This is a genomic window from Mucilaginibacter kameinonensis (assembly GCF_003675385.1).
Classification (GTDB): domain Bacteria; phylum Bacteroidota; class Bacteroidia; order Sphingobacteriales; family Sphingobacteriaceae; genus Mucilaginibacter; species Mucilaginibacter kameinonensis.
This window is the reverse complement of record NZ_RCWZ01000001.1, coordinates 278326-290266: the sequence shown is the minus strand read 5'-3', so window position 1 is coordinate 290266 and position 11941 is coordinate 278326. Positions and strand designations below refer to the sequence as shown.

Genomic DNA, 11941 nt, shown 5'->3' with positions numbered 1-11941 from the left:
CATAACAATAAATGTTATGATGGAAAATATTATGGTGATTCTCTTTAGAACAAGTGTTGAAAAAAGGATGCAGTATATTATCGTAAAAAAAAATAATGTTACTATAACATTGATGTGAATAACTGGCATGTTGTTTTTTGATCCGGTTTGTGTTAATATCCACATTAACGGATCGAAAACCGATGAGATAACAAAGAATAAAAAAACAATCTTTAATATATGATCTAATAATTTATAATTATACCAACCGGCAAATACAGGAAAAAAACCTGATGCCCCGGAAATCAATACAAATATTACGTCAATTGGCATATCCAACTAAGCTTACATTATTCGTCGCCTGTTAATTTATTTTTGGGGCAACCAGTTGAACCAGGGCAAGGATAAGATTGATCGCCGATAAAGTTACTTTGATCTCCACCAGAGGTAGTTAGTGAATAAGTTTTGAATGTGACGTTGTCTTGTTTTGGAGGGAGATTAATATTATCACTGGGGAGAAGGTCATTGCCAAGTTCATTAACCGCACTAATGATGAGATGTTTTTCTCCATCTATATTTCCGAGTACTTTTAATATGAAGTTGCTTAAGGAAACACATAGTTTTTGCCAGCCTGTTAAGCTTGTATCATTGGCATAATATATCCGGATACCTTTGCTTCCTTCTAAGTTCAATAAATTATTGAGAATCTCTCTGCCAAAGAAATGTGATATGGTATCATTTGGGTGGCGTTGACGATAATTCTTGGTCCAGTTTGCGGCTTTGTTAAGCTCAATTGGCGCACCTTCCTGCCCCGTAATCGGTGATAGAGGTCTTCTTTCTTGTGTTTCCATAAAAAATAATAGCGTGTAGAGAGTTTTTTACATAAAACTAATACTAATAAGCTACTCTTTCAATGATATCCCCCGGCTATGTAATGTATTTGATGATTTTTGATTTGAGTTAATGTATTGATAATTAGTGTTTTAATTTTATTAATCCGTTTTATTACGGTTTTATTATACGTATTTCTACGTATCAGAAACTGTAATCTTACGTGGCTTATAACGGCAGTTTTTTGTGGGTTTTATATATGAATAAGATGTTTTAAGCTGATCGAAATTTTATATTAGAATATAAATATTATTTATTAACTTGCTTTAAGTAATATTTATATTAAGTGCGGTCTTGTACGGTGCCGGGAGCTATAATCTCGCGGCGGAACCGAGGCCATGCAGTCCTTTACTTAACCAGTAGCAAATCAAAATTTATGGGGTGCGCTTTTCCTTAATAGGGAAGGCGCTTTTTTCTTTGATTGTTATTTCTCTTACGCGTAGTTCTACGCCAGGTTCAATGTTGGTGATACGTCTTTAAATCGCGTACAAGCACAGGTTGTATTAGCGTGGTAGCAACGTTGATTGCCTTTAAGTTTTGCCCAAACTTTGGTTCAGCAAATAAGCCGTAGCACGGCTGCTTGTGGTGGAGTATGCTGAAAATCCAGTTTAAAGAGTAAGCCGGTACAAATTCTAACCAAAAACGTATGAACTACATTATTAAAGGAAACCTGCGCGGGCTATTATGTTCTGATTGTGAACTGCCTGTTGCCGGCACATCGGTAAAAGTTTACCGACCATCCGATCAGCAAAATGAAACCCGGCTTGCTGTGGCCGATCCAAAACAAACCTTTCACCAGGTAAATGACGAAGAGTTAACAGCTAAGGAACGCCTGTTTATCACTCAAGCCGACGTACAGGAGAACGGCGACTTTACCATTGAAATAGATGGCGCTAAAGCAGGCTATGAAGGTGGAAGCATTGATGTGGACTGGTATTGTGGCAATGTACCTTTCAAAATTCCACTGCCAAAAAAAGGGCCATTGTTACAGTTTCATATTACTACGTTGCAGCCCCTGTATAAAACTACCCAGGAAAATGCTCAATACGCGAGATTTGATTATAAAATAGATGCCAAGTGGTTTTGCCGGATCCTTACGCTGCTGGATATTTGGGTGGTTTGCGGTTATGTAAACGATTGTGAAACCAAGAAGCCAATTCCGGGAGTTAAGGTTTTTGCCTATGATGTTGACCTGTTGCAGGACGACTTTTTGGGCACCGCTTATACCGATAGCAATGGCAAATTTACCATTGTATATCCCGGCGACAATTTCAGAAAAACTTTATTGCCATGGCTTAATGTAGAGTGGCCTGCCGGGCCGGATTATTATTTCAGGATTGAAAGCTCATCGGGCACAGTGCTATTGGCCGAAGACCGTACCCGTGGCCGCCAAAACGACCGCCACAATGCCAATAACTGCTTCTGCGTAAAACTATGCATCCCAGGCGGGGGAATCATCACCAGCGATACGCCATGGTTTACATCGGTAGGTAATTTTAGTATCACATCTGATATTGATGGCAGTGGCAAAACCCTCATTAGCAAATTTGGAGCAGGCGGCACCGGCTTCGGTTTCTTTAATTCGGTTAAGCTGGGAGGCTATGCTACCAAGAAAGTGCCTACAGCACCAGCCAGTCCGCTTTATTACCGCTTCCTGTTCTCGACAGATAATGTGAACTATAGCCCGGTAACTACCGCTCAGATGGAAACTACTGCGCTTAAAGTTGCAACCCGCCAAATCACCTGGAATGGTACCACGGCGTTCCAGGATGTGGTGATCGATATCAATCAGCCTGCATCGGTGCCTGATAGTGTTCCTGCTGATAATTACCCTAACCCAATCCCCGATCATGTGCTGCACCCAGATGCTAATGGCTGGATAAGGGTAGATCAGCCTGCGCTTGATAACGGCTTTTATGGTTCGCTATTTTATCTGAACACAACAACCATTATTGCCGGTGGAGACGCCAGCGCCGGCTTAACCCCTGGTTTGGACGTGCCGGTTGCCAGTCAAAAGAACGGTAAAATGTTGTATATCAAATTTCAAACTACCGATGATCCGACCAATCCAGGCTCTCCAAATCTTAACACGCAATCGCTTATTGGCCAGATCTATGTAAATAATTGGAACGAAGTGAGTTTGCTGAAGCTGGAAGAGCTTTTTGCGGGTGGGGGCAGTGGTTGTACCCCGGTAAGTGGAGTCGCCCATGCCGATTATACAGTTGATCATGAGCTAATTGCCAGTTGGTCGTTAGGCGTATGGTCAAACGCTACCGGCAATGTGAGCGGTTTACCCAGCGGAACAATTCCGCGTGGTGAGGCTAAGAAATTTAACCTGGCCGCTCCGGCACCTTTTGTTTTAACTCCTCCTTTTAGCGCATGGCCCTCATGCGCGTATAGCCTAACCCTGACAACTTATCGCAAATTAACCACAGGCGAAAGTAATGACTGGGCAAAAACGAACCAGGTTATCTTTTGCAAGTAACCTGCAATGTGGACGGGGAAGAGGGTGTCGTTGCATGTCGGCGCCCTCTCATTTAAGCAGTTAAAATAACCTTAAAATATACGATGTTTCGTACAGGATAAACAGGATCACCAAAGCTGCGTGGAACTTCCGGTTTTCTACTTTTATAGCTATCATACATAATATGAAGTGGCTGATATTGCGGATAGGATACTCGATACTGTAATGATGCACATAAGTGGCACCTTTTATTTCCGTATCAATAAGATCAAGCAGATAGCTGGCACCTAAAATGCCGAAGATCCATTTGCGCCGCGAGTAGAAGTAATCTTTATAACCCTGATAATCCTTCAGGTCATCAGGATATAGCAGGGCACAAACGCTGTAGTAAGTTACTATATAGATGATGATAAAGAAGTACTCGGCAAAAAGCCAATGTTTTATTTCGTGCAGGTTGATCTCCCACCACCAAAAATGCAGCAGTAAAATAAAAAGGTAAAGTGTCCACAGGTTATGCACCCAATAAGGCTTGTCCCGGCCGGGATGCTGAATTTGTTTGGCTGCGCCTTTAAGCAAATGAGTAATGCTAAGGCCCAGTGTAATGCTGATAACAGCCTTAATGTGACTAAAGGTATCCATAGGCAGGCGTTGGATTGATAACTAAAAGTAAATATTTTAATTTGTCAATCACAACAAAACCAGTGGTTTAGGTGTCAGGCATTATAAAAACATGTCATTGCGAGGAGGAACGACGAAGCAATCGCATACTCTACAGAGCGGCTATGCTTCCGTGCGGTTGCCACGCTTCGCTCGCAATGACATTTTAAATGATATGCTTAAAATATCGCTTCAGCAATACGTTTGGTTGGACCGGCGTTGCTCATGGTGTAAAAGTGCAGTACCGGCGCGCCGAAGGCAATCAGCTCTTTACATTGGTTTATCATCCATTCGATGCCCACTTCTTTTACAGCTTTTTCGTTTTCACAGGCGTGGATAGCATCGCTCAGATCATCAGGAATATCGATATGGAAGGTTTTTGACAGCGTTACCAATTGTTTAGATGAGGTAATCGGTTTTAAACCCGGAATAATTGGTACGTTAATACCATTGGCGCGACAGCCATTTACAAACTCCTTGTATTTATCAATATCAAAAAACATTTGGGTTACAATGAACTGCGCGCCCATTTCAACCTTTTTTTTCAGGTATTTGAAATCTGTTTTAAGATTTGGAGCCTCAAAATGTTTTTCGGGGTAACCGGCAACACCTACACAGAAGTTGGTTTTGGCAGTATTGCCATGATCTTCATGCAGGTAGATGCCGTTATTAAGGTTTACTACCTGCTCCAATAACTCAGTAGCATAGCAATGGCCGTTAGGTGTGGGTACAAATGACGAATCGCCAAGGCGGGCATCGCCACGTAGTACCAGCACGTTCTCAATACCTAAAAATTCAAGCTCAATAAGGGCGTTCTCGGTTTCATCTTTAGTGAAACCGCCGCAAAGCAGGTGAGGCACAGTATCTACCTTGTACTTGTTCATGATAGCCGCGCAGATGGCAATAGTCCCCGGACGTTTGCGGTATGACAATTTTTCAAGCAGGCCGCTTGGGTGCTGCTTATAAATAAAATCTTCGCGCAGGGTAGTAACATCTATAAACGGAGGTTTAAACTCCATCAGCGGGTCAATAGCGTTATAAATCCCCTGGATACTCTGCCCCTTCAAAGGCGGAATCAATTCAAAAGAAAAAAGTGTTTTGCCGTTAGCGTTGGCTATATGTTCAGGTATTTTCATGACCGTTTTAGGTACGTGGTATTATTGTATCCGTCATTGCGAGGAACGAAGCAATCCCAAACTTTACAGAGCGGCTCTGCCTATTGGGGATTGCTTCGTTCCTCGCAATGACGGGTTGTTTTTAGATATTTTGTTAATAATTAATATTCGACCCTAACCATCTTTCTACATCCTCAAGCGGCATTTGTTTCCTAACCGCATAATCCTCAACCTGGTCTTTACTGATTTTTCCTAATCCAAAATACCTTGCCTGCGGATGCGCGAAGTAGAAACCGCTTACCGATGCAGCCGGCAACATGGCCAGGCTTTCGGTAAGGTGCATGTTGGCGTTATCTTCAGCTTTTAGCAACTCAAACAAGGTTGTTTTTTCGGTATGATCCGGACAGGCAGGATAACCTGGTGCCGGACGGATGCCCTGGTATTCTTCCTTGATCAGTTCCTGGTTACTTAGCTGTTCGCCTTTTGCATAGCCCCAGTATTCTTTACGTACCAGTTCGTGCATTTTTTCGGCGAATGCTTCGGCAAGGCGGTCGGCAAGGGCCTTAGCCATGATGCTGTTATAGTCGTCATGATCACGCTCAAACTCGGCAACCAGCTCGTCACAACCTAAGCCGGTTGTTACCGCGAAGCCGCCGAAATAATCAGGCACACCGCTTTCTTTCGGCGCTATGAAATCAGACAATGCATAATAAGGGTCGTTCTTTACCTTTTCGGCCTGCTGGCGAAGGGTATGGATGCGATTTAAAACAGTTGTACGGCTTTCATCGGTATAAAGCTCAATGTCATCACCTACGGCATTGGCCGGCCAGAAACCTATTACACCTTTCGCGGTAAATAGTTTTTCATCAACAACGCGTTTCATCAATACCTGCGCGTCATCAAACAGCTTTTTAGCTTCGTCGCCTACGTACTTGTCTTCAAATATTTTTGGATAGCTGCCGCGCAATTCCCATGTATGGAAAAACGGCGTCCAGTCGATATATGGCAGCAATTCTTCCAGCGGATAGTTTTCAATCACCTTAGTGCCTGTAAATGCAGGTTTCGGAGCCACATCGCCATCCAGGCTGATCTGGAATTTTCCGGCACGGGCCTCCTCAATGGTCACAAAACGCTTGTCGGACTTTTTATTGGCATGTGCTTCACGGGCTTTAGCGTACTCATCTTTAATACCCTGGATGTAGGCATCGCGGTTATCCTTACTCATCAGACTGCTGCATACCGTAACACTGCGTGAAGCATCAAGCACGTGAATAGCCGCACCCGAATATTGCGGAGCGATCTTCACCGCGGCGTGGATGCGTGAAGTGGTGGCACCACCAACAATCAGCGGAATAGTGAAGTTTTCGCGTTCCATCTCCTTGGCAAAATGCACCATCTCGTCAAGCGATGGCGTTATCAACCCGCTTAAGCCAATAATATCAACGTTTTGCTTTTTAGCTTCTTCAATAATGCGTTGTGCAGGCACCATTACTCCAAGGTCAATAACCTCAAAGTTGTTGCAGGCCAGTACCACGCCGACAATATTTTTACCAATGTCATGCACATCGCCTTTTACGGTGGCCATTAAAACCTTACCGGCGTTGGCGCGCTGATCGGCATTGGCGTTATTCTTTTTTTCTTCTTCTATAAAAGGCAACAGGTAAGCCACGGCCTTTTTCATTACACGGGCCGATTTAACTACCTGCGGCAGGAACATTTTGCCCGCACCAAACAGGTCACCTACTACGTTCATGCCATCCATCAGCGGGCCTTCAATTACTTCAAGCGGCCTTGCATAAGCCTGGCGGGCTTCTTCCACATCGTTATCAAGGTATTCAACAATGCCTTTTACCAACGAGTGCGACAGGCGCTCCTGAACGGTGCCTTTACGCCATTCTTCGTCGCGTACTACTTCCTTGCCTTTACTTTTGATGGTATCGGCAAACTCTACCAGGCGTTCTGTAGCATCCTGGCGGCGGTTAAGCAGTACGTCCTCAACCAACTCAAGCAGGTTTTTAGGAATTTGCTCGTAAACTTCAAGCATACCGGCGTTAACAATTCCCATATCCATACCCGCTTTAATGGCGTGATACAGGAATGCCGAGTGCATAGCCTCGCGCACGGTGTTGTTACCTCTGAACGAGAACGAAATATTACTTACGCCTCCGCTCACCTTGGCGTGAGGCAGATTTTGTTTTATCCAGCGCGTAGCTTCAATAAAATCAACCGCGTAGTTGTTATGCTCTTCCAAACCGGTAGCTACGGTAAGGATGTTCGGGTCAAAAATGATATCCTGTGGCGGGAAGCCTACTTCGTTCACCAATATATCGTATGATCTTTTACAGATCTCGATACGGCGTTCCAATGAATCGGCCTGACCAACTTCATCAAATGCCATTACTACGGTAGCTGCACCGTAGCTTAGTATTTTGCGAGCTTGTTCTTTAAACTTTTCTTCGCCCTCTTTAAGGGAGATAGAGTTTACGATACCCTTACCCTGTACGCATTTCAAACCCGCCTCAATCACTGTCCATTTAGACGAGTCAATCATGATGGGTAGCTTGGCGATATCCGGCTCAGATGCTACCAGGTTCAGGAACTTGGTCATTACGGCTTCAGAGTCGATCATGCCCTCGTCCATGTTGATATCGATAACCTGGGCTCCACCTTCAACCTGCTGCAAGGCAACAGATAGTGCCGCCTCGTAATCCTCGGCCAAAATCAGTTTAGAAAACTTGGGCGAACCTGTGATATTGGTACGCTCGCCCACGTTTACGAAAATACTTTCGGGTTTTATAGTAACCGATTCCAGGCCGCTCAGACGCATATCCGGCTCAATTTGAGGGATAGGGCGGGGCGGGAAGGATGCAGCTTTATCAGCAATACATTTGATGTGATCGGGAGTGGTGCCGCAACATCCACCTACAATATTTACCAGCCCTGCCTTGATGAAATCATCAACCTGGTGAGCGGTTTCGTGTGGGGTTTCGTCGTACTGGCCAAATTCATTTGGTAAACCCGCGTTAGGATACGCGGAAATATAGACGCCTGCTTTTTCAGAAAGCTCCGCAAGGTGCGGGCGCATTTCCCTTGCACCTAAAGCACAGTTTAAACCTACCGAAAGCAGGTTGGCGTGGCTTATCGAGTTCCAGAAAGCCTCAACCGTTTGCCCCGAAAGGGTACGACCGGAAGCATCGGTAATAGTACCCGAGATCATGATACCACCCGAATTCCCGAAAGCTGGAAAGTCCTTACCGGCCGCTTTACATTCATCCTCATAACGTTTTATGGCAAAAAGGGCAGCCTTGGCGTTCAGGGTATCAAAGATGGTTTCAACCAATAACAAATGTGAACCGCCGTCAACCAAACCACGTACCTGGTCATAGTAGGCATCGGCCAGGTCATCAAACGTAACAGCGCGGTAGCCCGGGTCATTAACATCAGGCGACAATGAAGCAGTACGGTTTGTTGGCCCGATAGCACCGGCAACAAAGCGTGGTTTTTCGGGATTGCGCTGGGTATATTCATCGGCTACCTCACGCGCGATGCGTGCGCCTTCATAGCTTAATTCGTATGCCAATTCTTCCAGGTGATAATCGGCAAGGGAAATTACCTGTGTGCTGAATGTGTTGGTTTCAATAATATCAGCCCCTGCATCCAAATATTCGGCATGGATAGCCTTAATAATGTCAGGGCGTGTGATATTGAGCAGGTCGTTATTGCCCTGCAGGTCGCTTTTATGATCGCGAAAACGCTCGCCACGAAAATCCTTCTCCGTGAGCTGGTACCTTTGAATCATGGTACCCATTGCTCCGTCAATCACCAGGATGCGTTTCTGTAGTTCTTTTCTAATGTCCATTGTTTCCAGTTGGCCGTTGCCAGTGTTGCTATTTGCAGTTTGTCAGTTTACGGCGGCAGTAGGTAAAACACATTGTAGCTTAAACAAAAAGCAACAACTGCAAACTGCTAACTTAAAACTGCAAACTAAAAAAAAGCTTATCTCGAAAAGTCGGGTGTTATTATGACTTTCGCTTATCTGTCCGGGCGCTTAATTGCTGCCTGGTAGAATGTAGCACCTTGTGAAGCACAGGTTGCTAAGACATCGCAGGGTCTAATCCCTCCGTCTTTCTCCATAAGCAGTGCAAATTTGCGCAATAAAGTTGTCATTTGCAAGTGTATAAGATGCGCTATATATCATAGCTAAGCCACATTGTTAAACAAAAAAAGCTGCCTTTTGCGGAGGCAGCTTTCTGATTGAATTTTTTTGGGTTGATTATCGCCTTCTGCCGCCAAATAAGCGAAGAACGAAAAGGAAAAGGTTGATGAAGTCAAGATACAGCGTCAACCCACCCATTAACGCCATTTTCTTGGCAGAAGCGTCACCATATTCGAGGCCGGCGCCAATGCGTTTCAGTTTCTGAACATCGTAAGCGGTTAAACCGGTAAACACAGCTACACCAAAATAGCTGATGATGTAATCAAAAGCTTCGCTGTGTAAGAACATATTTACCAGTGAGGCGATGATGATGCCAATAAGCAACATGATCAGGATACCGCCAAAGTTGGTCAGGTCTGTTTTCGTAGTATAACCGGCAATAGCCATTACACCAAAAACCAGCGCGGATACGCCAAAAGCCAGGGTTACTTTTGATGCTGTGTATATCAAAAGGATATAGCAAAGGCTCATTCCCGTAGCTGCAGCATAGGCAATGAATAACAACGCAAGTACAGGATATGACAAGCGGTTTAAGCCAAAGCGCATAATTAAAACAAATGCTAAAGGCAAAAACATAACTATCATGCCCAATCCGGTTGAGTGACCTGTGTTAAAATCAAACAGCAGGTTTAATAATTGAGGTGTACCGGCAAATACAAACGCGCAAACGCTAGAAATACCTAAGGCGACAAACATCCATAAGAATACACTTGCTATAAATTTACGTGATGCATCCTGTTCATTTAATTGTATTACGTTTTTATAAACGTATTCGGGATCTTTAAATTCCATTTTGTGTTAAAAATTATACTACGAATTTATAAATAAAAAGTGAATGCTGTGTGAAGAATATACGTCTCAGGGCTCGCTTAAAAAACGTGTGTCATTTCGATGAACCTGTTGAGGAGATGTGCGCCGGAGGTGAAGAGAAATCTTATGCGCCCTGCTCACAAACATTGCAAGCCGCATTTGCAGGGCGTAGAAGATTTCTCTTTCGTTCCCCTCGCTCGCTCCTCCGCTACTCTATCGAAATGACATTTTTTATATAGTAACCCTTAATTCAACCTCCTCATCAATTGTTCTTCCACCTTTTTGAAAACCTGTACGGGTTTTAGGGTGCGCCAGCCAAGGTTATCGAGCTCGCCGCCGAAGTTAATGTAATAGTCGATGTTGCTATTTTTAAACTCATCTATCACATGCTCGCGGAAGTTGATCCCTGCTATCCAGCCGTCTTCTATATCCTGAAACCATTCTTCATAATAACAATCATCACTTGAGTGAAAGTTTAAAACGTTCTCGCCTATCAGGATAAAATGCGTGATGCCGTTATCTATCATGAGATCCAGCAATTCGCGCTTTAGCAGCATGATATCGTTGTTGATGGCGTCATTCCATTCGCCAATTAATTCAATGATGGTGTACCCTTTATCATAGTCGGCAAAAAGCACCTTAAGGTAAAGTGTATTGGAGCCGAACGAATCCCATTGCGGGTGCAGCAGGTAATTGTACACCTGCTTGTCAAATTCAAACTCGCTGTATTCGGTTGCGTAAAAAGGTGAAAACTCATCTTCCGATGCTACGTAATCATCTCTCCAGCGGTAATATGGTTCAATATCGTGCATGTTTTTGATTCGAAATTTGTCTGAACCTGAATTTTTTGAATTTGAGAATTTATAGAATGCAGTAGAGCATTTTCAAATTTCCAAATCAGCACATCTTCAAATTCAGTTTATTTTTTAAAATGATCAACAGCGTTTCGTACGCTGCCGTATTGTTTCAGTAACCCGGCTGCTTCTTCTTCATTCAGCCCGGTTTCGTCCATTACCATACGGGTGCCCCTGTTCACCAATTTGTGGTTGCTTAACTGCATATCAACCATCTTGTTTCCTTTTACGCGGCCAAGCTGTATCATTACGCTTGTGCTCAGCATATTTAAAACTAATTTTTGCGCGGTGCCGGCTTTCATACGGGTTGATCCCGTTAAAAACTCCGGCCCTGTAACCACTTCAACCGGGTATTGTGCCGCTGCCGCTACCGGACTGCCGCTATTACAAACAATACAGCCGGTAACTATATTGTGTTCGTTAGCGGTTTTTAAGCCGCCAATTACATAGGGTGTAGTGCCTGAAGCAGCAATGCCAACCACTACGTCTTTATCATTTATATTAAAGGCTTCCAGGTCTTTCCAGGCTTGTACGGCATCATCTTCGGCAAATTCAACGGCTTTGCGGATAGCGCCATCGCCACCGGCTATTAATCCCACAACCATATCAAACGGAACGCCGAATGTTGGTGGACATTCTGAAGCATCAACTACACCTAAACGGCCACTGGTGCCGGCGCCTATATAAAACAAGCGGCCACCGTTTTTCATCCTTTCGGCTGTAATGGTTGCCAGAGCTTCTATTTGTGGTAGTGCCTTTTCCACAGCAAGGGGAACGGTTTTATCCTCGTTATTAATGTTTTCTAAAATTTCACGTACAGTTTGTTTTTCGAGGTTTTTATAGTGCGATTCCCTTTCGGTGGTGGTTTCCATAGCCTATTTTAAAATATTTTATAACAAAATTCGGTAAAATTCATCAAATGCAAGGATGCAGGTAAAAAATATTGGCCCTGCAA

The 11941-nt window shown here is 44.0% G+C and carries 8 protein-coding genes and 1 riboswitch; of the genes, 1 reads left to right on the top strand and 7 read right to left on the bottom strand.

What is annotated here, in order from left to right:
- Window positions 1-329: 329 nt before the first annotated feature.
- Complete coding sequence (locus EAH55_RS01170) at window positions 330-830, bottom strand: hypothetical protein (protein WP_112574943.1); 501 nt, start codon at window positions 828-830, stop codon at window positions 330-332.
- Window positions 831-1516: 686 nt separating this feature from the next.
- Between EAH55_RS01170 and EAH55_RS01165 the strand changes: the two genes are divergently transcribed.
- Complete coding sequence (locus EAH55_RS01165; protein WP_121808148.1) at window positions 1517-3355, top strand: transthyretin-like family protein; 1839 nt, start codon at window positions 1517-1519, stop codon at window positions 3353-3355.
- A gap of 60 nt (window positions 3356-3415) precedes the next feature.
- On the opposite strand, the gene EAH55_RS01160 is transcribed toward EAH55_RS01165, so the two are convergent.
- The 6 genes from EAH55_RS01160 to murQ all read right to left on the bottom strand — a co-directional run bounded on the left by EAH55_RS01160 (window position 3416) and on the right by murQ (window position 11858).
- Window positions 3416-3973, bottom strand: a complete 558-nt coding sequence (locus EAH55_RS01160; RefSeq protein ID WP_114939406.1) for a hypothetical protein — start codon at window positions 3971-3973, stop codon at window positions 3416-3418.
- Between the two features lie 197 nt (window positions 3974-4170).
- On the bottom strand, window positions 4171-5127 hold the full coding sequence (gene metF, locus EAH55_RS01155; protein WP_121808147.1) for a methylenetetrahydrofolate reductase [NAD(P)H]: 957 nt from the start codon (window positions 5125-5127) through the stop codon (window positions 4171-4173).
- A gap of 133 nt (window positions 5128-5260) precedes the next feature.
- The gene (gene metH, locus EAH55_RS01150; RefSeq protein ID WP_121808146.1) at window positions 5261-8965 is read right to left on the bottom strand and encodes a methionine synthase; all 3705 of its coding nucleotides are present in this window, start codon (window positions 8963-8965) and stop codon (window positions 5261-5263) included.
- A 170-nt stretch (window positions 8966-9135) separates the two neighbouring features.
- Window positions 9136-9245, bottom strand: a riboswitch (SAM riboswitch).
- A gap of 134 nt (window positions 9246-9379) precedes the next feature.
- Window positions 9380-10114: a Bax inhibitor-1/YccA family protein gene (locus EAH55_RS01145; RefSeq protein WP_114939403.1), complete on the bottom strand. Its 735-nt coding sequence runs from the start codon at window positions 10112-10114 to the stop codon at window positions 9380-9382.
- A 263-nt stretch (window positions 10115-10377) separates the two neighbouring features.
- Entirely contained in the window at window positions 10378-10944 is a 567-nt protein-coding gene (locus EAH55_RS01140; RefSeq protein WP_121808145.1) for a hypothetical protein, read from the bottom strand.
- A 107-nt stretch (window positions 10945-11051) separates the two neighbouring features.
- Entirely contained in the window at window positions 11052-11858 is an 807-nt protein-coding gene (murQ, locus tag EAH55_RS01135; RefSeq protein ID WP_121808144.1) for an N-acetylmuramic acid 6-phosphate etherase, read from the bottom strand.
- Window positions 11859-11941: the final 83 nt, after the last annotated feature.

Coding starts and splice junctions, on each gene's coding strand:
- metF (WP_121808147.1), bottom strand. CDS start 5,127: ATGAAAATACCTGAACATATAGCCAACGCTAACGGCAAAACACTTTTT.
- murQ (WP_121808144.1), bottom strand. CDS start 11,858: ATGGAAACCACCACCGAAAGGGAATCGCACTATAAAAACCTCGAAAAA.
- metH (WP_121808146.1), bottom strand. CDS start 8,965: ATGGACATTAGAAAAGAACTACAGAAACGCATCCTGGTGATTGACGGA.
- EAH55_RS01160 (WP_114939406.1), bottom strand. CDS start 3,973: ATGGATACCTTTAGTCACATTAAGGCTGTTATCAGCATTACACTGGGC.
- EAH55_RS01140 (WP_121808145.1), bottom strand. CDS start 10,944: ATGCACGATATTGAACCATATTACCGCTGGAGAGATGATTACGTAGCA.
- EAH55_RS01145 (WP_114939403.1), bottom strand. CDS start 10,114: ATGGAATTTAAAGATCCCGAATACGTTTATAAAAACGTAATACAATTA.
- EAH55_RS01165 (WP_121808148.1), top strand. CDS start 1,517: ATGAACTACATTATTAAAGGAAACCTGCGCGGGCTATTATGTTCTGAT.
- EAH55_RS01170 (WP_112574943.1), bottom strand. CDS start 830: ATGGAAACACAAGAAAGAAGACCTCTATCACCGATTACGGGGCAGGAA.